This is a genomic window from Bacillus sp. BPN334 (assembly GCF_008368885.1).
In the GTDB taxonomy this organism is placed as follows: Bacteria; Bacillota; Bacilli; order Bacillales; family Bacillaceae_G; genus Bacillus_A; species Bacillus_A wiedmannii.
In genome coordinates this window covers 73,195-99,086 of the sequence record NZ_QOZW01000007.1, presented here as the reverse complement: position 1 = coordinate 99,086, position 25,892 = coordinate 73,195, and the positions used below count along the sequence as shown (strand labels likewise).

The window sequence follows — 25,892 nt, the reverse complement described above, 5'->3', positions numbered from 1 at the left end:
AAACCAATAAGCACAAGGGGAATAGTACTTATATAGTAAATAGGAAGAATTTGTATAGTGATGATAGTAAAAAAATACTTTTTACTATCACAAAAAAATAATTTTTAGAATATTTTAAAAATAACTTTACAAAATCTGAAAAGTTAGTAGAATATTAATTAATAAGAATTTTCTGATAACTGGTTATTAGAAAATCTATCAAAACTAGTTTCGTACATATAATTGGGGAGGGTACAAAAATGAAGAAAAAGATGAAAAAGTTCACGGCGGTTGTAGCGCCAGTTTTAGCGATGAGTATGGCGTTGACAGCGTGTTCTGGATCTGGTGGGGAGAAGAAATCAACTACGACGTCTAGTGGTGGTGGGGAAGAGAAAAAATCAGAAATTAAATACGCAGCGAAACAAGTGTTAAATCGTACAGAGAATCAAGAAATTCCGACGATGGATGTTTCAAAATCTACTGATACATTAGGTTCTCAAATTTTAGGGAACACAATGGAAGGTTTATATCGATTAGATAAAGATAATAAGCCAATCCCAGCTGCAGCAGAATCTAGTACGAAAAGCGAGGATGGCAAAAAATATACATTTAAATTACGTAAAGATGCAAAGTGGTCGAATGGTGACCCTGTAACGGCGAAAGATTTCGTATACGGATGGCAGCGCCTACTGGATAAAAATACAGCTGCGGAATATGCGTTTATTGCCTACTATATTAAAAATGCAGAAGCGATTAATAAAGGTGAAAAAGCCGCAACAGAATTAGGAGCAAAAGCGGTAGATGATTATACGCTAGAAGTAGAATTAGAAAAGCCAGTACCATATTTCTTGAATTTAATGGCATTTCCATCCTACTATCCTTTAAATGAAAAGTTCGTAAAAGAAAAAGGAGATAAATTCGGTTTAGAAGCAGATACAACGTTGTATAACGGACCGTTCGTTATGGCTTCATGGAAACATGAACAAGGATGGCAGCTAAAGAAAAATGATAAGTATTGGGATAATAAGACTGTAAAATTAGAAGAAATTAATTATAGTGTAGTAAAAGAAGTTGCGACGAAAGTAAACTTATATGATACAGGATCAATTGATTTTACATTACTATCTGGAGAATTCGTTGATAAATATAAATCAAACAAAGAGGAATACGGTGAGTATTCAGAAGCAAGTACATTCTTCTTACGTTTAAATCAAAAGCGTAACGGACAAGATACACCGTTAAAGAGCAAAAAACTTCGTGAAGCAATCGCATTATCAATTGATAAAAAAGGTTTAGCAAACGTTATTTTAAATAACGGTTCAAAAGCAACCGATCAATTAGTACCAAAAGGACTTGCGACAGGACCAGACGGTAAAGATTACCAAGATACATTTAAAAATGGTCTGAAATATGATCCGAAAAAAGGTGCAGCAGCTTGGGAAGCAGCGAAAAAAGAACTTGGAAAAGATCAAGTGACAATTGAATTACTAAGCTATGATGATGGAACTGCGAAAAAAATTGCTGACTACTTTAAAGACCAAATTGAGAAAAACTTAAAAGGTGTAACGGTTAACACGAAAATTCAGCCGTTCAAACAAAAACTAAAATTAGAGTCTGCACAAGATTATGAAGTTTCGTTTGCAGGTTGGAGCCCAGATTATTCGGATCCAATGACATTTATTGATATGTTTGAATCAAAGAGCCCGTATAACCAAATGAGTTATTCGAATCCAAAATACGATGAAATGGTAGCAAAAGCAGGGAATGAATTATTATCTGATCCGAAGAAGCGTTGGGAAACGTTAGGAAAAGCAGAGAAATTATTCCTTGAAGAAGATGCAGGATTAGTTCCTTTATATCAAACTGGTAGAGCGTATGTAATGAAACCGAATGTAAAAGGAATTGTGAAACATAACATTAGTCCAGAATATAGCTTTAAGTGGGCTTATGTAACGGAAGGGAAATAATAAAAAAGAGCGTTTTAAAAGTAGATACATTACTTTTAAAACGCTCTTTTACTATTCAATTTAATTAAATAGAGAAGAATAAGAAAAGTGGTACTGACATATAGTAGATGGGGGAGAATTCGTATAGTAATAATAGTAAAATACATAGTTACTATAAAAATAAAATAATTGAAACTTCAAAAGTGAAGGTAATTAACAGAATGTTTATTGGTGAACAGGTACTAATCACTAAGTTAACTGAAAATCTCTCAAAGTTAGTTTCGTACATATAATAGGGGAGGGTACAAGAATGAAGAAAAAGATGAAAAAGTTCACGGCAGTTGTAGCGCCAGTTTTAGCAATGAGTATGGCTTTAACAGCATGCTCTTCTGGATCTGGTGGGGAGAAGAAACCGACTACAACGTCTAATAATGGTGGAGAAGAGAAAAAATCTGATATTAAATATGCGGCAAAGCAAGTGCTAAATCGTACAGAAACGAATGAAATTCCGACAATGGATACTTCAAAAAGTACAGATACGCTTGGTGCACAAATTTTAGGGAATACGATGGAAGGCTTATATCGCCTTGATAAAGATAATAAGCCAATCCCAGCTGTAGCAGAATCTAGCACGAAAAGCGAGGACGGTAAAAAATATACGTTTAAACTACGTAAAGATGCAAAGTGGTCAAATGGTGATCCAGTAACGGCGAAAGATTTCGTATTTGCATGGCAACGTCTAGTAGATCCAAAAACAGCTGCTGAGTATGCATTTATTGCTTACTATATTAAAAATGCAGAAACAATTAATCAAGGCAAAGCAGAAGTTTCTACGTTAGGTGTAAAAGCGGTAGATGATTATACGCTTGAAGTTGAACTAGAAAGACCAGTACCATATTTCTTGAATTTAATGGCATTTGCGTCATACTATCCATTAAATGAAAAATTCGTAAAAGAAAAAGGGAATAAATACGGTTTGGAATCTGATACAACAGTATATAACGGACCTTTTATTCTTACTGATTGGAAGCATGAGCAAGGCTGGAAATTAAAGAAAAATGATCAGTACTGGGACAAAAAGACTGTAAAACTAGATGAAATCAACTTTAGTGTAGTAAAAGAACCAGCTACTAGAGTAAATTTATATGATACAGGTGCAATTGATTTCGCACTTTTATCAGGTGAATTTGTTGATAAGTATAGAAATAATAAAGAGGAGTTTGGCACATATTCGGAAACGAGTACATTTTATTTACGTCTAAACCAAAAACGTGGTGGGCAAGATACACCATTAAAGAGCAAAAAATTACGTGAAGCAATTGCATTATCAATTGATAAGAAAGCTTTAACGAATGTCATTTTAAATGATGGTTCAAAACCAGTAGATTACTTAGTACCAAAAGGTTTAGCTAGTGGACCAGACGGTAAAGATTTCGCAGAAACGTTTAAGAATGGTTTAAAACAAGACTCCAAAAAGGCAGCGGCAGCTTGGGAAGCAGCGAAAAAAGAACTTGGAAAAGATCAAGTAACAATTGAACTGTTAAATTATGATACTGGTAATGCGAAAAAAGTTGGGGAGTATGTAAAAGATCAAGTTGAAAAGAATCTAAAAGGCGTGACAGTAAATATTAAACTGCAACCATTTAAGCAAAAACTAAAATTAGAATCAGACCAAGATTATGATTTTTCATATGGTGGCTGGAATCCAGATTATGCGGATCCAATGACGTATCTTGATATGTTTGAAACGACAAATTCTCAGAACCAGATGAGCTACTCAAATTCAAAATATGATGACGTTATTACTAAAAGTAAGACAGAATGGATGGCTGATGCAAAAAAACGCTGGACAGAGTTAGGAAAGGCTGAGAAAGTGTTACTTGAAGAAGATGTAGCACTCGTACCTTTATATCAAAATGCTAGATCATATGTAATGAAACCAAATATAAAGGGAATTGTGAAACATAACATTAGTCCAGAATATAGTTTCAAATGGGCGTATGTAGAAGAGAAATAATAAAGGGAAACCTTAATCTGGCTGCCTGGTGAATAGTGAGATAAAAAGAAAAAGCATTTTCAAGTTGCGGTATTAGAGCACTTGAAAATGCTTTTTCTATGCACTTTTATTCCTTCTTCGAATATATAAAATAAAAAAGGGAGAATCCCATGAAACGAAATACTTACATCGATTTCCTAGCTTATTACGGAATAGGAAGTGCTCATCCTGGTGGTTTTACGTTAACAAAACAGTTGTTAGCACAATTGCCTTTTAAATATGGTGCAAATGTCCTTGAAATCGGCTGCGGTACAGGGAAAACAGCGGCGTACATGACAAAAGAGTATGGTTATAAAGTAACGGCGGTTGAAAAGAATGAGATTATGATTCAAAAGGCGAAAGATAGATGGTCGTTTGAAGGAATAGACATTCAATTAATTGAAGGGAATGTAGAGCAATTACCTTGCTTATATGACTCATTTGAGTTCGTACTCGGAGAATCGATACTCGCTTTTACAGAGAAAGAGAGAGTTATCTCGGAGTGCTATCGTGTATTACAGAAGGATGGCAAGCTTGTTGTCATTGAAATGATTATTGATAGGCACATTGAGAAGAATGAGGAAGAAAAAATTGCCCGATTATACGGGATGAAAGAACTATTAACTGAGAATGAATGGGTACAATTATTTCAGAAAGCAAATTTTAAAAGAATTACAATTGCTGGCGGCGGTACAATTGCAGAAACGATCTCTGGCTATATAGAAGAGCCAGAATGGAATGTATCACAATTTGTCCCGAATGAGTTATATGAGGCATGGGTACAGCATGAAAATGTACGACTTATGTACCAACATATTTTAGGTCATCGTATTTTTATATGTGAAAAATAAAGAAAGAGAGTTGACTAAAGATAGTCAACTCTTTACTATATTAAATGAAAAATAATGCAGCTAATGTAATTCCGAAGATGAAACCAAATCCGAGTTCGACGCCCCAGCCACAACCGCCGCCTCCCCAGCCGCCGCAACTACCACAACCACGACCGCCACATCCACAGCCGCTGAATCCACCACCACAACCAAATCCGCAACTATCACATCTGCTAATGCCACCACAAAGGTCACAGCCACCGTTTGCATATGCGTCATAGTATCCAAATCCTGTATCAAAAGATGAGCGCTGTTGCACTGGTTCAATCCATACAGAGCTTTTTGTCAGATCAATTATTTTGCCTAAATGAATACGACCATCACGATCTTCAATTCGAACGACTTTACCGAAATAACGTTGGCACGTATCGTAACATTTTTGTCTATGCATATTCTTTCCTCCTTCCCCATTACAGTAATACGATATGTAATGGGGACAAGTGCGGCTTGTACGAATGTCCTATCTATCATAATTGTTATAGAAAGGGGAAATATAGGAGAAGGATATATAAGGAGGAAAAAGTAATGAAATCTACAGATCAGTTTCAGATATACGAAGTACCGTGGGAAGAGTTTATTGAAGCTTTGCGAGAGGAAATGAAGAAGCAAGTTGGGGCAGATATTATTGATACAGTAGTTTGCAATTTAGAAGATGGTTTTGAAGTGTATACATATGTGCAGGGGGATTTGGATTTTGAATATAAGGAAGCGCTGGAAAGGAAATACGGGAGCGATGCAAAAACTCCTAATGTGTTAACGATTATGTTATTAGCTAGCATTTATAGTACAAGTGAAGAGAATTTACGCTTACATGCGGATAATAAAGATAATCCGATTGTTGAAGTGTATGTGAAGCAATGAAACACGCTGTGAAAGGCGTGTTTTTTATTTGTATGATAAAATGTTAGAAAATTAAGAAAGAAGGTGACGGTTTGGAAATTAAACATCTTAATTTAACAGTTTCAGATGTAGTAGCTGCTAGAGAGTTTTTAGAAAAATATTTTGGTTTAACTTGTAGCGGAACAAGGGGAAATGGTTTTGCAGTTTTGCGTGATAATGATGGGTTTATATTAACGTTAATGAAAGGGAAAGACGTACATTATCCGCAAACATTTCATGTAGGGTTTCCTCAAGAAAGTGAAGAACAAGTAAATAAGATAAATCAAAGGTTGAAGGAAGCTGGATTTTTGGTTGAGGCTCCTAAGCATGCACATGCGTATACGTTTTATGTGGAAGCACCTGGTGGATTTACAATTGAAGTGATGTGTTAATTCAAAATCAAACTTTTTGATGTTTGTTTTCAATGTGAAAAGTAGGAAAAGTCTGTTTTAAGTGTAGAGCTTAAACAGGCTTTTTTACTTATATTATCGGATAGAAAACGCTAGAAGGAATCATATTCAGTATATATAACTGTTTACATAATAAAGTTATGATGAGCTAGTTGTCCTAAAATACAAGTCATATATCTTGTATCCTCTCATAAATTTAAACATAGGAATTTGTCTACAAAGGTGGCGAAGCCTCATCATGAAAATTCGAATTTGTGCCACATTCATGTTGTTTCTATTTATATGGTTACATCCTTTTTGGACTTTTGCAAAAGGAGAGGAGGCAAAGGAAAGGGTCGTTTCACTTGTATATGATGATTCGGGCAGCATGAGAAATAACGATCGCTGGAAATATGCCAATTATGCTTTGCAAAGTTTAGTTGCGCTATTAGATGAAAAAGATAAATTCTCTTATGTTCCAATGAGCAAGCCGAATGATCCATTAAACATTTCGTTAACGAAGGATAAGAGACAAACAGAAATTGAGGGAATTGGAGCATGGAAAACGTATTTAAATACCCCGTTTAGCGCAGTAGAAACGGCGATGCAATCTATAAAAAAGGAAGCAGATATAGATGGAAAACGTGAATTTTGGCTTATTGTCTTAACTGACGGGGCATTTAATGATTTAGAGAAAGATAAGGTTGGCGGAAAAGAACAAATTACACAGAAGTTAGCACAGTTTAAGAAAGAAATGGATACAAAAAAGATATCGCTACATCCAATTTTAATTACGATGGAAGAGGATTTAGGACAGCAAGAAAAGGCACAACTAAATACGTTTAAAGAAATATGGAAGAAAGAGATAAACGGAGTTACGATGCCATCTAGTGGAGAGGATGGTATTGTAAAAAGCGTCAATCAAGTGGCAGCATTAGTTGCAAATCGTGATCCGTTCTCTTCTGTTGAATCGATTGTAAAAACGAAAGTAGTAGGGAAGAAAGTAGAGATTACAACACCATTTCCGTTAAAGCGCATGACGCTTGTACGACAATCACCTTCTTTGTCTAATTATCAGGTCACACAAATTTCTAAACCGTTACAATTACAATCTTCCTATTCCATACATGCACCAGGAGAAGCGAAATTATTCGGAAATATAGTTCATATAAGTACGGAAAATCAGGAAGTTATTAAACCAGGAACGTATACGATAGAAGTGGATCGAGATATTGAGAAAGAAGGACTACAAGTACTAGTTGAACCGGCGCTTAACTATACTGTTTCTACTTATGACAAAGACGATAGTAGTCAAAAAAATGTGGGAAAAATGTACGAAGGTGTTACTGCTGTTATTGAAGCGAAGCCTACGGAATTACCAATTCAGTCTTCATATTTTCAGGCAGAAGTAGAAATAGACGGAAAACAGTACCCGATGAAGTGGGACGATAAAAAACATGTATTTTACTACGAAATGAAGGTTGATAAAGGATTAGTGCGCGGGAAAGTTCATATGAACATAAAGGGATTTTACAGACAGACGAAAGAATTTAAAATCGAAGTAACGGAAAAACCAAAATTATCACTGCAAACGATAACGAAAGATTATGAAGAAAAAGTAACGAATTTAGAGAATAGTAAACCGTTTATTATACAACCACAGTTAGATGGTAAGCCGATGACAGAAGAAGCTGTAAAGAAACTATTAAAATCTACTGGTGTCACATCTAAACAATCAATCAACTATGAAATAAAACAACAGGATAATCAAATTTATATTTATCCTCGCCCTCATTACTCCGATACATTCAATTTTACAGATACTGGCACCGTAGATGCTACCATCACTATACAAGATTCAAAATTACAAGAAGTAAAGAAAAATATATCACTTCATATTCAAAATGCACCGTTTTATGAAAAATATGCGCTTATTTTTAAGTTTGTTATTCCTATCACTTTATTACTGTTAGTAGTAGGAATAATCGTTTTAGGATGGATTATCCGTCCAAGATTTCACCGAAAAGCACTATTGTATTACGAATGGGATCAAGAGGTAGCGAAAGATTGGTTATATCAATCTGAACCAGAATTACTTAAAAATAAATGGTGGAAACACTATTTTGGCATTCCATTCCGAGCAGAAAGAAAGACTGTGCAATCCGTTACGTTTATAGCGAAGAAAGGATCAAAATCGATATTTGTAGCGAAAGAGTCACAAGTAGTAGGAATGATTATTGATGGAATGTTTATAACAGAGGAAGAGGTTGGAATGGAACATAAGACGCTATATCCAAATGAACTTTTAGTAATTGATAGAGGGTATGGTAAAGAAATTTACAAATATGAGTGTGAATAGTAGGTATGGAAAAGGAGGGAGTCTCATCTTTCTCCCCCTCTTTTCAAACAAGCAAGAATAGGAAGGTGGTTCACATGACGTTACAAGTTCCAACGATATTAATTGGTTTAGGTGGAATCGGTAGTACTGTGACACATCAAATATATGAAAGGCTACCTGAGGAGCGCCGAAAAAAGGTAGCAATGCACGTATTTGATACAGATGTGAATACATTGAGTAAATTTGATCATATTCGAAAGTTTAAGACGCAAACGAGTTCTAGTAAAACGCCAAGAGAGTATATTGCGGGAGATCCAACGATTCCAGAGTGGTTTCCGATGGACCCGACTATACTTGATAAACCACTGACAGAAGGGGCAGGACAGTTACGTGTCATTTCCCGTTTAGCGTTACTTGCTGCGATGAAAGAAGATAAATTGACATCCTTTTGGCAAGAAATCGAGAAAATTTTTCCGGTTACAAGCGATCAAACGGAATATGGAGTGCGTGTCATTATCGTAACATCACTAGCGGGCGGAACAGGTTCAGGGATGTTTCTACAAATTGCATTATATTTACGTGAAATGCTTCGGAAAAAACTGCAGCATCACAACATTTTAATTCGTGGTGCGTTTTTAATGCCGGACGTTTTAGTTAAGACGAGGACGGTTAGTGCGAAAGAGTTTGAAACGGTGCAAGCAAACGGCTATGCTTCGTTAAAAGAATTACATGCCATTACACTCGGTTCTACTGGAGAATTATCCAAACGTGGTGGTGTTACAATTGAATTAGAATATCGACCTGATCAAGTAGATGAAGAAGGAAGAACGAATCATACGATTAAACAACATCATTTACCGTACAATTATTGTTTCTTGTACGATTACGAAAATCTACATGGACACCATCTGCACAATTTATCAGATTATATGGAGCAAATGGTAAATACGATTTATTTACAGTTATTTAGTCCGATGTCTGCCAATCATTTTGCACAGGAAGATAATCAAATTCAACAATTAGCAGAATCAAGCGGGAAAGGGCGATATTGCGGGGCAGGAACGGCCAAGATTATTTATCCGTATGAGCACGTGTTAAAATATTGTGCTTTAAAATGGGCTGTGCAAGGTTTAGATGAATCGTGGCTGCATTTAGATCAATTGTTTCAAGAGAAGAAGCAAAGATATGATCAAGATGTAAAACGTGGGATGCAACGTGAAAAGCCAGAGCGTGGGAAAAGTTATTTAGAAGACTTAGAACATCTTGCTACTCGTCCAGAACAGGCCCATATTTTCTATAGACAAATGTACAATGAAACGCGTGAAGGAGCAGAGGGCGGTAAAGTTGGTGTGGCGAAATCTAAACTGTTTTTAGAGGCTGTAGAAAGCTATGTACAGCGTACGGTGCAAAAAGATGAGGAATTAAACCGTCTGCAGCACGAGTGTAAAATTTCGGCTGCGAAACTGAAAATGATGGAGCAAATGAAAGGTGAAGTAGCAAGGGTGGATCATGCGATTCGTTTATATGCGTATGCGATTCCGAGCCGTGTACATGAGCATGTAACGACACTATTGTATGACATGATTGAATCAGACCGTTTTTCACCAAGTGGTTCTGAAGGGCAGTCCTATCAATTAAATACATGGTTTTTAAAGAAAACAGATCCTGTGCATCCAGTATCAGCTCGTTTTATGTTGTATGAAATTCGAAAGCAGTTAGTCGAGAAAATGAATCGACTACATGAAAATAATGAGCAAAAGCGTAATTTAATTCAAAACTACGATAAGAAATTTAATGTGAGTAATATTGATGGAACGATAACAGCTGTTCGCCGAGTAGAAATCGCGCAGCAACAAGGCTGGTTTGGAAAAATGATGAATAATCAGCAGCGTTTGTTTAAAAAAGAATTTGAAGATATTGTAACGCAGTACGTACACAAATTAAACGAGTATCGTAAAGAAATGCTATTAGAACTCGTTTATCAATCACTTTATCAAGCAGTTAATAAAATGATTCAATATTGGGAAAGGTTTTTTGATAATTTACATGAAACGCGTGAAAATTTATTGTTTGAAATTCAAAAACGAAGCAAGGAATTTGAAGGGAAAACAAACCCAACGAATGTATACGTATTAGCTGAAGAGAAGTTGCAAGAAAAGATATGGCTAGATATGCAGCAACATTTGAATTTAGGTGTATTACCGAAAGATATATCTGCGGAAATTTATATGAGTTTATACGGGGAATATTGCCGGGATGCGAAAACAGAAGAGATTCAATCGAAAAAGGTAGAAGACTTTTATCGTGAGCACATACTAAGTTATTGCTATGATGAATTACAAATCCGCTATCGTGATAAATTAGAGCTGAATATCGTTGAGGCATTACGAAAAGAAGCGGATTATAAGAAGCGTGATCGTGATGAATACGTTCGTGAAAAAATTGAAGACTTGTTTCATTTAGCAAGTCCATTCGTTCCGAAAGTTTCCCACCATAGGGAATTACAATATTGGGGTATACATCCATCCTTAAAGAAAGAACTGCAAGAAGAATTAATTCAAGAAATGTTTAAAGAAAAAGATACAGTACATGAAGCTTTTTCGCCATTTGAAGTCATTTGTTATCGTGCGCATTATGGTTTATCATTGCAAGACTTTCCTAAGCTTTCCTCAGGGCATATTGCAAATGGATTTATGAATGATAAAGGTGATTATTTTCAGTCATACTATCGCCGTGTGAACAAGTTGAATAGTAAAAAATCTAGTTTAACGCCGCATTTAGATAAGTATTGGCACTTACCAGCATTCATGCCAGACTTAAATGCAACGCAAACGAAATTGGATTACGATAAATGTAATCGAGCTCTTCTATACGCGTATATGTATCGCTGGATTAGTTTAGTTGCTGTTGATGGTCAGTTCGTGTATCAATATAACGGCGTTGGACGTAGTTTCTTAATTCAGTCGATGGGAAAAAATATTTCAAATGAAAGTTACAAATTACACAGAGCATTGCTTCATAATCCGTTTATTTATGAAAACATCTTGTCCAGATTTGAAGAAGAACAAGAAAAAGCTATGATACAGGGCGGACATTTATATACACATCCGTTCGTATTAGGTGCTCAAGATATTAGATGGCTTCGTAAAGAGCATGTCCATAATATTTTAGATATGATTTTAATGTATGACCGTGAGGCGAAATATGATCCAACGTTAGAAGAAACTTCTGATGAATTATTAAGATTATTCCTTGATGAAATTGAATTGTATTTCCAAAACTATTACGGTACAGGTGCCGATATGGTTGCAAAGAAAGAGAAAGAAATGTTTATTAAACAATTGTGGGATCGTTCGTACGCGAAAGGCTATGTAGATCCAAATAGTGCTCCTTATAAAAAGTGGCAAAATTTATTAAGCGTTCATGATGAAGAGGAAACGCCAAAAACGAATGTATAATGAATGAAAAGGGAATCCTTAAAAGTGGCAATACAACTTTAGAAAAGAGGGATTCCGATGCCGTTTTTAGGAAGTGTATATCAAATATTTGGATTGTATCCAGAAATTTATTATGGAATGATTTCAGCTGAGCTACAAGAAAAGGCTCAGAAGGAACATCTTGAAAATAACAGTGCAGAAGCTGAAGTAGAAGAATAAAAAAAGTGCAGATGAAAATCTGCACTTTTTATTTGCTTTAAATGGTTCCATATCCTTAACTGGATTGTTATTTGAAGATAACAGTTCAGTTAAGGATACGATGATGTTTCTTAAATTTCATATAATGAAAAATGTATAAAAATCAATATAAAAAAATGAGTATAAATATAAAGATGAGAAGGAACAATGTTTTCAAGAAAATAATTATGTTTAAAAATAACATTTGATACATAATTAACCGTTATTGTTTAATTAATTTTATTGTTGACAATATAATTAATTGTATGATAAATTCAATCAGCATTCTTAGTGATGTGTTGCTGAATTAATTGTTTTACAATTTACTACAGTTTAAAAAGATTGATTTTTCAGTCTTTTATTAAATTATTAAGTTTATGGAGAGTGAATTATGTATATTTTTATTTTTTAAACAGAACAGTAATAAAGATTGCAATAAGTAAGAGATAAACTTGAAAAAGAGGTTTCAATGAATGAGTCTTTTAATAAAGAAAACAATGGATGAAGAAAAGAAAAAAGTATTGAATCAAACTTTAGGTGCAATTGACTTAACTCTTTTAGGGATTGGAGCAATTATTGGTACAGGGATTTTCGTATTAACAGGTATTGTAGCAGCGAAACATGCTGGCCCAGCGATTGTATTATCGTTTATATTAGCGGCGATTGTATGTGCGTGTGTAGCTTTCTGTTATGCTGAATTTGCTTCTACAGTTCCAGTTTCGGGAAGTGTATATTCATATACATATATGACACTAGGTGAGATTTTTGCATTTATAGTCGGTTGGTGCGTTATGTTGGAGTACTTATTAGCGACTTCTGCGGTAGCTGCAGGATGGTCAGCGTATTTTCAGTCATTGTTACTAGGGTTTAATATTCACATCCCTACGATCTTTGCTTCGGCACCTGGTATGGGAAAGGGTGGAATTATTGATTTACCAGCAGTTCTTATTATTTTAGTTGTTACATTTTTATTAAGTCGTGGTGCAAAAGAAAGTGCACGAATAAATAATATAATGGTTATTATTAAACTGGCTGTTATTGTAGGGTTTATTGTTGTAGGGACACAATATGTAAAACCAGAGAACTGGCAACCATTTCTACCTTTTGGTTTTCATGGTGTAGTAGGAGGTGCTGCTACTGTATTTTTTGCTTTTTTAGGATTTGATGCAGTTGCAACAGCTGCAGAGGAAGTGAAGCGTCCACAACGTAATGTGCCAATTGGGCTACTGGTTTCATTGTTCATTTGTACCATTCTATACGTAGGTGTTTCATTTGTATTAACTGGAATGGTTCCGTTTACGGAGTTGAATGTCGCTGATCCAGTTGCATATGCATTGCGTATTGTGGGAGAAGATAGAATTGCTGGATTGTTATCGGTGGGGGCGATAGCGGGGCTAACGACAGTTCTATTAGTAGCTATGTTTGCATTTGTTCGTGTATCTTATTCGATGAGTCGAGATGGGTTGTTACCAAAAAGACTTTCAAGTGTACATAAACGTTTACAAACCCCATTTTTTAATACGTGGGTTACGGGTATTATTGCAGCTTTATTAGCAGGATTAGTGGATTTGAATTTATTAGCTAATTTAGTGAATATGGGAACGATAACAGCATTTGTTTTTGTATCTATAGCTGTTATTGTATTAAGAAAGACACATCCTAATATGAAAAGGCCATTCCGTGCGCCGCTAGTACCTTTTTTACCAATCGTTTCAATAGTAAGTTGTATATATTTAGCTTTGAACCTCTCTGAGCTTACGTTAATTAGTTTTGTAGCATGGGTAATAATAGGTGTATTTATATATTTTGTATATGCTAAAAAACACAGTAATGTTAGAAATGGAAATAGAGTATAGTCCATTGAAATAATAATTGTAATGTAAATAAAAACACGCTACTTATAAGAACAGGTAGCGTGTTTTTATTATTTAATAATCCCATTCTCTAAAATTTTAATAGTAGGTGCTACTTTCACATTAGCCTTTGAAAAGGCACTCGGCCAATCGTCTTCAACCGTTTTCCACTCCTTATATTGAAACGCTCTCGCATAATCACCAAATCCGAATGGATCAAGTTGCTGTTTTTGAATTTTGTGGATTAAATCGTTTAAATCTTTGTTTAGTTGTTTTGTAATAAGTGAAGTTAATTTTTTTCTATCTTTATCTATATCCATGTTGAATGTAAGTTCAGATACGGAAACTTTAAAATCCATTGCAATATTAAATTTAAAGTGGTTATCGTTATAGCCTGTATGGATATCACGATTGATGCTAAGAACATTTATTGTTACGAAATCGTCGCCGACGGTATCTTTTAGATGACTATTACTTTCAACTGAATGAGAAGGGATTTTCAGGGTAAGTGAAACGGGTATATTCGCTTTCTTTTGCAACATAAGAAGAAGGGCACTTTCATATCGATTTAAAGACATTTTATAGATTCCACGAGAAGTTAATAGTGCAGAGCCGGTAACAATCACATCTTTTTTCCCTTTTTTTATTTCTGAGATAGCAGGTGTTATACCTTTATTAAAAGTTTGCCTATGAAATTCATGGAATGTCGTAAACACGGTTCGATTGTATAGTTTGTTCGTATTAATTAAATCTGTTAAATATTCAGGAAGTGCAGGCTTATCTTTAAAGTTATTATATATAACTGAAGAAATTGGACCGTCTACTGCAACCATACGCATATTTCCTGTGTTTTTAGGGTCTCGATACCAAACATCAAGGTAAGGCATAGCTCCTTCTTGTTTTAAAAACTTCGTGCTAAATAAAATGAGCTGTAATTTTTCTGTAGACACTAAGCCACTACTTGAACTATTAAACGTGGCTTTTGCTTCTCGAGGCGTACGTACTTTCGCTTCATGAGTTTCGTACTTTTTCTCTACATCCTCATTAAAAATAGGGTTTACGTGGTACACAATTAATTTTCCTTTTGCTTTTGCGTCAAAACCGTAAATTAATGAAATCGATTGTTTTTCTAAGTCGAGCCGATCTCCACAACCTGTTAAAAAGATTATGAGAAAGCAAAGTATAGTGAAATGAATAAAGCGTCTCATTTAAATTTTTCTCCTTTTCCAATGCTGATAAAGTGTCATGTATAAGAGAAAGAAGACCGGGAATAGAAAAACGATAAAATAACTTGCAGTTCCCCAAAAATCCCGCAAGGCACTTATTTGATAAGAAGAAGGGATATAAAAGAATAAAACGAAAACACACCCGAATAACAATAACCAAATAGGTAATGAACTCCCTTTTTTGTTAAGTAATTGATTGATTCCATCTGAGGCAGTAAAAATATAAGGAATGCAAGAATCAAAAATAATGAAGAGATAAAATGACAAAAAGATAATTTCAAATCGTTCCAGAAATGAAAAGTGGAATGGTGTAACGAGAGAAAGGGTAGGCCATAAAAACTTAGTTATACCATCTGGGCTAAAATAAAGGAAAGAAACGAATGTAACTTGCAGGTAAACGAATAAAGTAATCATATTTGCAATAACGATTCCTTTTTTTGCAGATGATTTATTACTGAGATAAGGATAAAGGACGAATGCAAACTCAAATCCGAGAAAGGCAATAATAGTTGATTTTACTGTGTTGAAAACTGGTAGCCATCCCTCTTTAAGGAGAGGAAGAAGATAAACCCAATGCCCGTCTTTAAGTGGGATAAATAATAGCAATGGCATCCAGAGTGTAAATAAGACAGTAAAAACAGCATAGCGGCTAATAATAAGAACACCTTTACATGCGAGCATAACCATTGGGATAGATAATAACATCATGATTAAAAACATTGGAGATCTAGGTAAAATCCAAATGTGAATAACGTATAAGAGGGAAAAAATTAAGGATACAGCTGCAAGAACAGCATATAAAATCCAAAAAATCATTCCTACTCTTCCTAGCCACTTCCCAAGATAACGAGTTAGCACATCAAGTAAAGTATACCCGGGATGTTTTTCCATAATTTTTACAATACATAGACTGACTAAAGTAGTGATAGCGCATCCTGTTATAATAGACATCCAGCCATCTGTATTCGCCCCTTGCGCAACTTCACGTGGCAGTGTAAGGACACCGAACCCTACTTGAACACCACTAATTGTTAAAATGTATTGAAATAAACTAATCTCCCTCTTTGCACGCTTTGTCACTTATCTTCCTCCGTTTCTTCTATATCGCGTTGTCGATTCTCTTGTTTTAAGTTAAGGGATAGTGGTCGTTTCTTCATTAGTTTCCATGGTAACCGTACAAGAATGTCTTTTAAATCCGAAGCAAATGACGGAGAAAAAGGACTACCATAAGGAACACCAAGTGATTCCATAGAAAGAATATGGATGATGATAACTGCCATCCCGACCATAATTCCAATGACCCCAAACAAAGAAGCGGTTATCATCATTGGAAAGCGAAGAAGCCGAATTCCTGCTGACATTTCCATGTTAGGGATGATAAAAGAAGCGACTGCAGTAATAGATACGACGATTACCATAACATTACTTACTATTCCTGCTTGAACAGCAGCTTGTCCAATGACAATCCCTCCTACGACTCCAATCGTTTGTCCAACGGGACCAGGAAGCCGAACCGCAGCTTCGCGGAGCATTTCAAGTACTAATTCCATCAAAAGTGCTTCTAATATAGGAGGAAAAGGAATTTTAGCTCGAGATTCTCCAATTGTTAACAATAATTTAAGAGGAATCACTTCATAATGAAAGGAAATCATAGCAATATAAAGAGCTGGTGCAAATATTGCAATAAATAATCCGGTGAAACGAAGTAATCGAATGAAAGATGGAATCATTGGCCTAAAGCTGTAATCATCTATCGTCTGAAAAAAAGATGAAAAGGTCATAGGTCCAATTAATACGCCGGGTGAGCGGTCTACAACAACAGCAATTCGTCCATCCAAAATGTGATGGGCCGTTGTATCAGGGCGTTCGGTTATTGATAATTGCGGAAAGAGAGTATAGGAATTATCTTCAACAAACCCTTCTAATTCTCCGGTAGTAATAATGGCATCCACTTTGATTGATTCGATGCGGCATGCCATTTCTTGTACAACGCCTTCGTTTGCAACGTCTGCTAAGTACAGCAAAAAAACCTTTGAAGTAGCTCGTTCACCAACAGTGAATTCCTTCACTTTCAATTCGCGATTTGGAATATATCGACGAATAAGTGCAAGACTGTCGCTCGCTACTTCATTAAACCCTTCGTGTGAGCTTTTTATGGCAGTTTCTGTTGTAGGTTCTTCAATACTTCTTTTTGGCGCCGATTGTGTATCTAGTTCTAATGCTGTAAGTTGTCCGTTTATAAATAAAATGCTTTTACCATGTAAAAGGGACTGTTCAATGTCTGACCACTGCTGAACTTTCTTTATATTCCCGACTGTAACTGAGGATTCCCAACAATCATCTTCATTCCACTCTTTAAATAGGAGAGGGCGAAGAATATCAATGTTAATAACAGTTTTGTCTACAAGTCCTTCCATATATATAATTGCAGCTTCTTTTCCGTTTTTTAACGGAAAAGTACGTGTAATTAATTCTGGAATACCGCTAAAAAGTTTGGACAAGTGCTTTAGATTAAGGGAAAGAGAGGAAGAGATAGATTTATTTAAAAGGTGATCAGCTTGTTCTTGTGCAGAGAAAGATTTTTCACCACGTATCCATTTATTAAAAGACCCCATTTGTTCGCTTACTCCTTGTTATGTTTTATATGGGTTATTATGGATAGTTCCGTGCTGACATATGCGTAGTTTAAATTTTATATTGTATATTTTTAGCTTTAACGCTATAATTATAGTGTTAAAGATGGAATCGTGATATGACCTGTTATGAATCTATCGTTTTATTTATGAATAAATGGATTGGTATTTTAGCAAGATGTGCTAATAAACTACTCCACCATGATGATAACGTGCCGAAATGTGGTGCGTATATTTTCGTGGTGGAGTTTTTTTATTCTCAAAAAGGGGGAAAGACCATGAATAACAACATGGTTCATATTACAATTGACGGAAAAAAGTATACAGCGGAGCCTGGTTCAACGATATTGGGTGTTATTAATGAGAACGGGATTGAACATCCGCAAATTTGTTACGTGCCAGAAGTAGATCCTATTCAAACATGTGACACTTGTATTGTAGAGGTTGACGGAAAGTTAGTGCGCTCTTGTTCGGCAGTAGTGACAGAAGGTATGAACATTGAACGTAATTCTGCTCATGCCAAAGAAGCACAAACAGAGGCAATGGATCGGTTACTAGAAAATCATTTATTATACTGTACAGTATGTGACAACAACAATGGGAACTGTAAACTGCATAATACAGCAGAATTAATGGAGATTGAACATCAAAAATATCCTTATGAACCAAAAGTAGATGCAAGTGAAGTTGATATGACGCATCCGTTTTATCGCTACGATCCTAATCAATGTATTGCATGCGGTCAATGTGTTGAGGTATGTCAAAACTTACAAGTAAATGAAACGTTATCAATAGACTGGGAAGCGGAACGCCCACGAGTTATTTGGGATGAAGGAGTAAATATTAATGATTCTTCATGCGTGAGCTGTGGTCAATGTGTAACCATTTGCCCTTGTAATGCTTTAATGGAGAAAACGATGCTCGGTGAAGCTGGATTTATGACGGGATTAAAACCAGATATTCTTGAACCGATGGTAGATTTAATTAAAGAAGTTGAGCCTGGATATAGCGGAATTTTTGCGGTATCAGAAGTGGAAGCGGCCATGCGTGATACTCGTACGAAGAAAACGAAAACAGTATGTACATTTTGTGGTGTAGGTTGTTCATTTGAAGTGTGGACGAAAGGGCGTAAAATTCTTAAAGTACAGCCTTCTTCTGATGCGCCAGTTAACGCAATTTCTACTTGTGTAAAAGGAAAATTCGGTTGGGATTTCGTAAATTCTAAGGAACGGATTACGAAACCTTTAATTCGTAAAAATGGAGCGTTTGTTGAATCTACATGGGAAGAAGCACTAAATGTAGTTGCAAGTAAATTAGGATCTATTAAAGAAGAATACGGTAAAGATGCTATCGGTTTTATTTCTTCATCTAAAATTACGAATGAAGACAATTATGTTATTCAAAAATTAGCTCGACAAGTATTTGAAACGAATAATATTGATAACTGCTCACGTTATTGTCAATCACCAGCGACGGACGGATTATTCCGTACAATTGGTATGGGTGGAGATGCTGGAACGATTAAAGATATCGCAAAATCCGGTCTTGTTATTATTGTAGGTTGTAATCCGACAGAAGGTCATCCTGTTTTAGCTACACGTATTAAACGTGCGCATAAATTACACGGACAAAAATTAATTGTGGCTGATCTTCGTAAAACAGAAATGGCAGAGCGTTCAGACATCTTTATTAGTCCAAAACAAGGAACAGATCAAGTATGGTTAATGGCTGTTACGAAATATATGATTGACCAAGGCTGGCACGATCAACGATTTATTGATGAGAATGTAAACTTCTTTGAAGATTTCAAAGAGAGTCTGAAAGAATATACACTTGAATATGCAGAAGAAATGACTGGTATTTCAAAAGAAGCACTTATTCAAATGGCTGAAATGATTCGTGATGCAGATGGTACATGTATCCTTTGGGGTATGGGAGTAACGCAAAATACAGGTGGATCGGATACTTCCGCTGCGATTTCAAACTTACTGCTTGCAACAGGTAATTATCGTCGTCCAGGTGCTGGTGCATATCCACTTCGAGGCCATAATAACGTACAAGGTGCTTGTGATATGGGTACTTTACCAGGATGGCTTCCTGGATATCAGCACGTTACTAACGATATGGAACGTGCGAAATTTGAAATGGCTTACGGAGTGAAAATTAATAGTGAACCAGGTCTTAATAATATTGAAATGCTTCACGCAATTGATGAAGGGAAAATGAAAGCTATGTATCTTGTCGGAGAGGATATGGCTCTTGTAGACTCTAATGCGAACCACGTACATGAAGTGTTATCAAGCCTTGATTTCTTCGTTGTGCAAGACGTTTTCTTATCTAAAACTGCTCAATATGCAGATGTTGTATTACCGGCAGCACCGTCTCTTGAGAAAGAAGGTACTTTCACAAATACAGAGCGTCGTGTACAAAGATTGTATCAAGTTCTTCCTACGCTTGGAGATGCGAAGCCAGATTGGTGGATTGTGCAGGAGATTGCGAATAAATTAGGTGCAAACTGGAATTATAGCCATCCAAGTGAAATTTTTGCTGAAATGGCAAGTTTATCACCACTATTCTCACAAGCAAATTATGAAGTACTTGAAGGATGGAATAGTTTCCATTGGGGAAGTTTTGATGGAACGAATACACCACTTCTGTTCCAAGATGGATTTAACTTCCCAGATAAAAAAGCTCGTTTTGCAATTGCTGACTGGGTACGTCCAGCTGAATTCCCAGCGGAGTTCGATCTTCACATTAATAACGGTCGTATGCTTGAACATTTCCATGAAGGGAATATGACAAATAAATCAACAGGTATTCAAACGAAAGTACCTGGTGTGTTTGTTGAAGTTTCTCCAGCACTTGCAAAAGAACGTGGAGTGAAAACAGGTTCATTAGTTCGCCTTGTCTCTCCTTTTGGAGCATTAAAATTACGTGCACTTGTAACAGACCGTGTAAAAGCGAATGAGTTATATTTACCGATGAACTCTACAGATAATGAAACAGCAATTAATTTCTTAACAGGTCCTGCTGTGGACGTACGTACGAACACACCTGCTTATAAACAAACGAAAGTGCGTATGGAAGTGCTAGAAGTTGATGGCGCAAATCCGATGCCAAAAGCGAACCCGCGTAACAAAAAACGCCATCCTCAAGCTGGTATTGAGATAAATCGTAAGTGGGCACGTCCAGGGTATGTGCATTTAACGGATAAGTAGGAGGAGAAAAATATGGCTGCACCTATAAAAATGATTCAAAAACAAGAATTAACTGAGGAAGAAATAAAACAGCAAAAATTAGATGATTTAAAAGAGCTCCTAGCTAATAATGAAGAAGCTTTAAAGCAAATGTTTAATATTGTTGGGGAATTAAATGACATCGGAATGCTAGAAGCTGCAAATTCTATGCTAAAGGCGAAAGAACCAATCGCAAAGATTGTTCTTGGCCAAGTGACTCGTGAGCCTGTTACAAATTTAATTAATAATATGATGGGTGCTGCGGGTGCTTTAACAGAACTTGATCCGGGGCTTACGAAAAAGCTTATAGGTAGCTTATTAGTAGGACTAGAAGAAGGTAATGAACATCTAGAGAGTAACAAAAAAGTAGGGGTATTCGATCTTATGAAAGTATTGAAAGACCCAGACATTAACCGTGCTATCGGGTTTGGACTTCATTTCTTAAAAGGTATGGGGAAAGGGTTAAAAGACGAATAAACTTCATGAAGTGAACTATTTCGCCCAAATGTTTGTACGAAATAGTTTGGGCGGAAGGATCATTTTGGTAAAATATATAATAAAGTAAAATGAGGCTTTTGGGAGGTATAATTGTATGTCAAAAAAAGTACATGAATTTAATGATATGATACGAAAACTTCGAAAAGAACTTTTCGGAAAAGGGCCAGAAAGAATTCATACTGTATTTGCTGAAAATATGGCGATTGCAACCCTTTATGGAAACTTAACACCTACTGAAAAATTCATTTCAAGTACGATGGACGGTGCGGAAATGGTTCATATGGCTAGAACGAAAATGATTCAAGAAGTGTATGCTGCGAATTCCCGTGAACATTTGGAGGAACTTGTTGGAGCGAAATTAGTGAATTTATTTTCAGATATGAAAGTAGAAGAGGATATTGCAGTTTCGGTATTTGTTTTTGATAAAAATATAACGTGAGAGAAGGATACTGATCGTGAAACCGATACAGGTAGAAAGAGAAATCTTCCGTTATGAACAAGGGGCGTTTAAGCATATAGAGGACAGCATTGTAACAGAGTTTCCAGTCACGATCAAAATGAACGGACAGGAGTTTGTTACAATGGTTAGTACTCCAGAATATATAGAAGACATGGTAATCGGGTTCTTGGCATCTGAAGGAATCATTCGGAAGTATGAAGATATTGATGACATATGGGTACAGGAAAAAGAAGGATTTGTACATGTAACAACGACAAAAGTAAATCCGTATTATGAACAAATGCAAAATAAACGATATATTACTTCCTGTTGTGGTATGAGTAGACAAGGGTTTGTTTTTGCAAATGATGCACTAAGCGCTAAAAAAATGAATGGTATCCATGTAAAGGTTGATGTAGAGGACTGTTTTCGGTTAATGAAAGAAATGCAGCAATCTGCGGAGACATTTCGTCATACAGGCGGCGTTCATAATGCATCTTTGTGCGATGTGAATGGCATTATTTTAAGCCGAATGGATATCGGTAGGCATAATGCGTTAGATAAAATTTACGGTTATTGTTTAAAAAATAATATTTCTATAAAAGATAAAATTATTGTTTTTAGTGGTCGTATTTCTTCGGAAATATTATTGAAAGTTGCAAAGATCGGTTGTGAAATTATACTGTCAAAATCAGCTCCAACCGAGTTGGCTTTGCAGCTAGCAGAAGAATTAGGTATTACTACGATAGGGTTTATTCGGAATCAATCCTTAAATGTATATACGCATCCAGAGCGTGTTATAAATATAAAATAAGTAAAAGCGAGGCAATAAAGATGAAATCTGTCACATTAGACAAACTACAACGCCCTTTAAAGGATTTACGTATTTCTGTTACTGATCGCTGTAATTTTCGCTGTCGCTATTGTATGCCAGAAGAAATATTTGGTCCGGATTATTCGTTTTTGTCTAATGATAAAATTTTATCTTTTGATGAGATTGAAAGGATAACACGTATTTTTGTTTCTTTAGGTGTAAGAAAGTTACGAATTACGGGCGGAGAACCGTTACTTCGAAGAGGTCTTCCGCAGCTTATTGAGCGTCTTAATAAAATAGATGGTGTGGAGGATATCGGTTTAACAACCAATGGATCACTACTGAAAAAGTTTGCTCCTGATTTATATAAGGCGGGTTTATCACGTGTGACAGTTAGTTTAGATTCCTTAGAAGAAGATCGGTTTTTCTATTTGAATGGTAATAGAAGCAAAGTGCAAAGGGTCCTGGAAGGAATACAGGCTGCAGCTGAAGTTGGTATGAAAATTAAAATTAACATGGTCGTTCAAAAAGGGAAAAATGAACAAGATATTTTGCAGATGGCGCAATACTTTAAGGGAAATAAGCATATTCTTCGTTTTATTGAGTATATGGACGTTGGGAATTATAACGGTTGGGAGTTAAAAGAGGTCGTTTCGAAACAAGAAATAGTAGATGCCATTCATCAAGTTATGCCATTAGAACGGATAGAAGCGAATTATGCAGGTGAAGTTGCTACTCGCTATCGTTATATTGGAAGTGATGAAGAAATAGGCATTATTTCATCAGTAACAGATTCCTTCTGTTCATCATGTACGAGAGCACGTATTTCTGCAGAAGGAAAATTATATACTTGTTTGTTCGCTTCTAAAGGAAATGACTTGAGAGAACTACTTCGATCTGGATACACTGACGAGGAAATAACATATATCGTACGCGATATATGGAACAATAGAGAAGATCGTTATTCAGATGAACGCTTAAATAATACAAGTAAAAAAAGAATACCTAAAATTGAAATGTCACATATTGGTGGTTGATATATAAAAGTGACGCTATGATGAAGTATATACAAAATGGAAAATGTGCAACGTTTGTAGATTTTCTATTTTATAGTAAAAATGATGATTGATATCTCTGTAAAAGATGTGCAGAGAAATTAAGCAGCATTCAAAAACCTTTATTTTGAGGAGGTTTTTTGAAGCTGCTTTTTTATTTGGAGAAAATGGAGGAATTAGTAATGGCATTTCATAAACCGGAACAAATTGCTGAACTCGTAATTGAGGCCGGTGTTCAAAAAGTAAGTCAGACGTTGCCAGCAATGCTTATTCTCGGTTTTTTAGGAGGAGCGTTTATTTCGCTCGGTTTTTTACTTAACATTCGTGTTTTAGGTAATTTACCTGAGCGCTGGGGGAGCTTAGTCAATGTATTAGGAGGAGCGGTTTTTCCTGTTGGACTGATGCTCGTCGTATTAGCAGGAGGAGAATTAATTACTGGAAATATGATGTCACTGTCTATGGCCCTATATGCAAAGAAAATTACATTGGTAAGTGTATTAAATAACTGGATTTGGATTACTTTCATGAATTTCGTGGGAGCTATTTTCGTAGCGTATTGTTTCGGTCATCTTGGCGGATTAACAGAGGGAGATTATTTAAATAAAACGGTAGCGATAGCAGAAGGAAAGTTACATGAATCGTTTGGGAGAACTTTAATTTTAGCAATTGGTTGTAATTGGCTCGTTTGTCTGGCGCTTTGGCTCGCTTATGGAACGAGTGATTTTGTCGGAAAAATAATCGGAATTTGGATTCCCATTATGGCATTTGTAGTGATTGGATTTCAGCAAGTGGTAGCAAATATGTTTGTCATCTCAGCAGTTATTTTTGCAGGTCATCTGACGTGGATGGACCTTGCTAGAAATTTTGTTCCTGTCTTTATTGGAAATGTAATTGGAGGAGCTGGATTTGTTGGATTTGCTTACTTTGCTTGTTATCAAAAACAACATTCTAATATGAAATAGAGCTCGTGAGAGGAAGGGTATGTAATGGCTGAGCGGTATTCACGACAACAGTTGTTCAAACCAATTGGGAGTAAAGGGCAAGAAAAAATTCGAAATAAACATGTGTTAATTGTAGGAGCAGGCGCATTAGGAAGTGCAAGTGCTGAAAGTTTCGTACGTGCAGGTATTGGTAAGTTGACGATTATTGATCGTGACTACGTTGAATGGAGTAATTTACAAAGGCAACAATTGTACTCTGAACAAGATGCGAGAGAAAAAATGCCGAAAGCAATTGCTGCTAAAAACCGGTTAGAGCGAATTAATTCGGAAGTACACATAGATGCCTTCTTAATGGATGCAAGTGCAGAAAACATGGAAGACCTATTAAAAAATGTAGATGTAATAATTGATGCAACAGATAATTTTGATATTCGATTTGTAATAAATGACTTATCACAAAAACATAATATCCCGTGGGTATATGGTTCTTGCGTTGGATCGTACGGTATGAGTTATACAGTTATTCCGCAAAAGACCCCATGTTTACATTGTGTGCTGAAGAACGTTCCTGTTACAGGTGTGACATGTGATACAGCTGGAATTATTAGCCCGACTGTTCAAATTGTCGCAGCATATCAAGTGGCGGAAGCATTCAAAATTTTAGTAGGAGATTTCTCAGCAATTAGAAAAACATTTTTCATGTTTGATATATGGAGTAATCAAAATCATTTTATAAAACTAGGGAAAATAAAAACAGACGATTGCCCTTCGTGCGGTTCGAATCGAACTTATCCTTATTTATCATACGAAAACCAAACGAAGGTAGCTGCTTTATGCGGAAGAAATACAGTGCAAATTAGGCCAGTAGAAAATAGGAAGTACGATTTTGACGATATAGAAAACGTATTAAAAAAACTGGGGAAAGTAGATCGGAATCCGTATTTACTATCTTGCCAATTAGATGATTACCGCGTCGTTATTTTTCAGGATGGTCGTGTTTTCATTCATGGTACAAATGATATTTCGAAAGCGAAACAATTATATTATCGCGTATTCGGTTAATAGAA

General features: G+C 35.9%; 20 protein-coding genes. 16 read left to right on the top strand and 4 right to left on the bottom strand.

Annotation, left to right across the window (positions count from 1 at the left end; translation table 11 throughout):
• Nucleotides 1-239 precede the first annotated feature (239 nt).
• From DN393_RS11285 to DN393_RS11275, 3 genes are all read left to right on the top strand, one after another.
• Nucleotides 240-1,946, top strand: a complete 1,707-nt coding sequence (locus tag DN393_RS11285; RefSeq protein ID WP_064476963.1) for a peptide ABC transporter substrate-binding protein — start codon at nucleotides 240-242, stop codon at nucleotides 1,944-1,946.
• Between the two features lie 289 nt (nucleotides 1,947-2,235).
• Nucleotides 2,236-3,942, top strand: coding sequence for a peptide ABC transporter substrate-binding protein (locus tag DN393_RS11280; RefSeq protein WP_064476962.1), 1,707 nt, complete (start codon nucleotides 2,236-2,238; stop codon nucleotides 3,940-3,942).
• A 149-nt stretch (nucleotides 3,943-4,091) separates the two neighbouring features.
• On the top strand, nucleotides 4,092-4,811 hold the full coding sequence (locus DN393_RS11275) for a class I SAM-dependent methyltransferase (RefSeq protein ID WP_064476961.1): 720 nt from the start codon (nucleotides 4,092-4,094) through the stop codon (nucleotides 4,809-4,811).
• 40 nt (nucleotides 4,812-4,851) lie between these two features.
• Here the strand turns inward: DN393_RS11275 and DN393_RS11270 are convergent, their stop codons facing one another.
• Nucleotides 4,852-5,241 (bottom strand): hypothetical protein, encoded by a 390-nt coding sequence (locus DN393_RS11270; RefSeq protein ID WP_064476960.1) that lies wholly within the window; start codon nucleotides 5,239-5,241, stop codon nucleotides 4,852-4,854.
• Between the two features lie 134 nt (nucleotides 5,242-5,375).
• Between DN393_RS11270 and DN393_RS11265 the strand changes: the two genes are divergently transcribed.
• The 6 genes from DN393_RS11265 (at nucleotide 5,376) to DN393_RS11240 (ending at nucleotide 13,986) form a co-directional block, all read left to right on the top strand.
• Complete coding sequence (locus tag DN393_RS11265; RefSeq protein WP_064476959.1) at nucleotides 5,376-5,711, top strand: hypothetical protein; 336 nt, start codon at nucleotides 5,376-5,378, stop codon at nucleotides 5,709-5,711.
• Between the two features lie 71 nt (nucleotides 5,712-5,782).
• Nucleotides 5,783-6,121 (top strand): VOC family protein, encoded by a 339-nt coding sequence (locus tag DN393_RS11260; RefSeq protein ID WP_048562601.1) that lies wholly within the window; start codon nucleotides 5,783-5,785, stop codon nucleotides 6,119-6,121.
• 256 nt (nucleotides 6,122-6,377) lie between these two features.
• On the top strand, nucleotides 6,378-8,477 hold the full coding sequence (locus tag DN393_RS11255; protein WP_064476958.1) for a vWA domain-containing protein: 2,100 nt from the start codon (nucleotides 6,378-6,380) through the stop codon (nucleotides 8,475-8,477).
• A gap of 74 nt (nucleotides 8,478-8,551) precedes the next feature.
• Nucleotides 8,552-11,914: a tubulin-like doman-containing protein gene (locus DN393_RS11250; protein WP_149173501.1), complete on the top strand. Its 3,363-nt coding sequence runs from the start codon at nucleotides 8,552-8,554 to the stop codon at nucleotides 11,912-11,914.
• Nucleotides 11,915-11,971: 57 nt separating this feature from the next.
• A complete protein-coding gene (locus DN393_RS11245) occupies nucleotides 11,972-12,112 on the top strand; it encodes a hypothetical protein (protein ID WP_001116184.1) in 141 nt (46 codons plus the stop codon).
• A 491-nt stretch (nucleotides 12,113-12,603) separates the two neighbouring features.
• Entirely contained in the window at nucleotides 12,604-13,986 is a 1,383-nt protein-coding gene (locus DN393_RS11240; RefSeq protein WP_098103038.1) for an APC family permease, read from the top strand.
• Nucleotides 13,987-14,054: 68 nt separating this feature from the next.
• On the opposite strand, the gene gerSC is transcribed toward DN393_RS11240, so the two are convergent.
• Genes gerSC through DN393_RS11225 form a run of 3 tightly spaced genes read right to left on the bottom strand, consistent with a single transcriptional unit; the run spans nucleotide 14,055 to nucleotide 17,824 of the window.
• Entirely contained in the window at nucleotides 14,055-15,191 is a 1,137-nt protein-coding gene (gene gerSC / locus DN393_RS11235; RefSeq protein WP_064476956.1) for a spore germination protein GerSC, read from the bottom strand.
• Nucleotides 15,192-16,289, bottom strand: a complete 1,098-nt coding sequence (locus tag DN393_RS11230; protein ID WP_149173500.1) for an endospore germination permease — start codon at nucleotides 16,287-16,289, stop codon at nucleotides 15,192-15,194.
• Nucleotides 16,286-17,824 (bottom strand): spore germination protein, encoded by a 1,539-nt coding sequence (locus tag DN393_RS11225; protein ID WP_103655074.1) that lies wholly within the window; start codon nucleotides 17,822-17,824, stop codon nucleotides 16,286-16,288. The genes DN393_RS11230 and DN393_RS11225 overlap by 4 nt, the downstream gene beginning before the upstream one ends.
• A 296-nt stretch (nucleotides 17,825-18,120) precedes the next feature.
• Between DN393_RS11225 and fdhF the strand changes: the two genes are divergently transcribed.
• The 7 genes from fdhF to DN393_RS11190 all read left to right on the top strand — a co-directional run bounded on the left by fdhF (nucleotide 18,121) and on the right by DN393_RS11190 (nucleotide 25,887).
• Nucleotides 18,121-21,060: a formate dehydrogenase subunit alpha gene (fdhF, locus tag DN393_RS11220; protein ID WP_098103037.1), complete on the top strand. Its 2,940-nt coding sequence runs from the start codon at nucleotides 18,121-18,123 to the stop codon at nucleotides 21,058-21,060.
• 12 nt (nucleotides 21,061-21,072) lie between these two features.
• On the top strand, nucleotides 21,073-21,555 hold the full coding sequence (locus tag DN393_RS11215; protein WP_064476952.1) for a helical membrane plugin domain-containing protein: 483 nt from the start codon (nucleotides 21,073-21,075) through the stop codon (nucleotides 21,553-21,555).
• Nucleotides 21,556-21,670: 115 nt separating this feature from the next.
• The gene (locus DN393_RS11210) at nucleotides 21,671-22,015 is read left to right on the top strand and encodes a Na-translocating system protein MpsC family protein (RefSeq protein ID WP_000039582.1); all 345 of its coding nucleotides are present in this window, start codon (nucleotides 21,671-21,673) and stop codon (nucleotides 22,013-22,015) included.
• A 16-nt stretch (nucleotides 22,016-22,031) separates the two neighbouring features.
• Nucleotides 22,032-22,829: a formate dehydrogenase accessory sulfurtransferase FdhD gene (fdhD, locus tag DN393_RS11205; RefSeq protein ID WP_000802678.1), complete on the top strand. Its 798-nt coding sequence runs from the start codon at nucleotides 22,032-22,034 to the stop codon at nucleotides 22,827-22,829.
• 20 nt (nucleotides 22,830-22,849) lie between these two features.
• On the top strand, nucleotides 22,850-23,866 hold the full coding sequence (gene moaA, locus DN393_RS11200; protein ID WP_206704538.1) for a GTP 3',8-cyclase MoaA: 1,017 nt from the start codon (nucleotides 22,850-22,852) through the stop codon (nucleotides 23,864-23,866).
• 200 nt (nucleotides 23,867-24,066) lie between these two features.
• A complete protein-coding gene (locus DN393_RS11195) occupies nucleotides 24,067-24,846 on the top strand; it encodes a formate channel (protein ID WP_029439229.1) in 780 nt (259 codons plus the stop codon).
• A 24-nt stretch (nucleotides 24,847-24,870) separates the two neighbouring features.
• On the top strand, nucleotides 24,871-25,887 hold the full coding sequence (locus DN393_RS11190; protein ID WP_064476950.1) for a molybdopterin-synthase adenylyltransferase MoeB: 1,017 nt from the start codon (nucleotides 24,871-24,873) through the stop codon (nucleotides 25,885-25,887).
• The last annotated feature ends 5 nt before the right edge of the window (nucleotides 25,888-25,892 follow it).

Bases quoted from the DNA above. Each gene is read 5' to 3' on its own strand.
- DN393_RS11285 (WP_064476963.1), top strand. From the start codon at position 240: ATGAAGAAAAAGATGAAAAAGTTCACGGCGGTTGTAGCGCCAGTTTTA.
- DN393_RS11280 (WP_064476962.1), top strand. From the start codon at position 2,236: ATGAAGAAAAAGATGAAAAAGTTCACGGCAGTTGTAGCGCCAGTTTTA.
- DN393_RS11275 (WP_064476961.1), top strand. From the start codon at position 4,092: ATGAAACGAAATACTTACATCGATTTCCTAGCTTATTACGGAATAGGA.
- DN393_RS11270 (WP_064476960.1), bottom strand. From the start codon at position 5,241: ATGCATAGACAAAAATGTTACGATACGTGCCAACGTTATTTCGGTAAA.
- DN393_RS11265 (WP_064476959.1), top strand. From the start codon at position 5,376: ATGAAATCTACAGATCAGTTTCAGATATACGAAGTACCGTGGGAAGAG.
- DN393_RS11255 (WP_064476958.1), top strand. From the start codon at position 6,378: ATGAAAATTCGAATTTGTGCCACATTCATGTTGTTTCTATTTATATGG.
- DN393_RS11250 (WP_149173501.1), top strand. From the start codon at position 8,552: ATGACGTTACAAGTTCCAACGATATTAATTGGTTTAGGTGGAATCGGT.
- DN393_RS11245 (WP_001116184.1), top strand. From the start codon at position 11,972: ATGCCGTTTTTAGGAAGTGTATATCAAATATTTGGATTGTATCCAGAA.
- DN393_RS11240 (WP_098103038.1), top strand. From the start codon at position 12,604: ATGAGTCTTTTAATAAAGAAAACAATGGATGAAGAAAAGAAAAAAGTA.
- gerSC (WP_064476956.1), bottom strand. From the start codon at position 15,191: ATGAGACGCTTTATTCATTTCACTATACTTTGCTTTCTCATAATCTTT.
- DN393_RS11225 (WP_103655074.1), bottom strand. From the start codon at position 17,824: ATGGGGTCTTTTAATAAATGGATACGTGGTGAAAAATCTTTCTCTGCA.
- fdhF (WP_098103037.1), top strand. From the start codon at position 18,121: ATGAATAACAACATGGTTCATATTACAATTGACGGAAAAAAGTATACA.
- DN393_RS11215 (WP_064476952.1), top strand. From the start codon at position 21,073: ATGGCTGCACCTATAAAAATGATTCAAAAACAAGAATTAACTGAGGAA.
- DN393_RS11210 (WP_000039582.1), top strand. From the start codon at position 21,671: ATGTCAAAAAAAGTACATGAATTTAATGATATGATACGAAAACTTCGA.
- moaA (WP_206704538.1), top strand. From the start codon at position 22,850: ATGAAATCTGTCACATTAGACAAACTACAACGCCCTTTAAAGGATTTA.
- DN393_RS11195 (WP_029439229.1), top strand. From the start codon at position 24,067: ATGGCATTTCATAAACCGGAACAAATTGCTGAACTCGTAATTGAGGCC.
- DN393_RS11190 (WP_064476950.1), top strand. From the start codon at position 24,871: ATGGCTGAGCGGTATTCACGACAACAGTTGTTCAAACCAATTGGGAGT.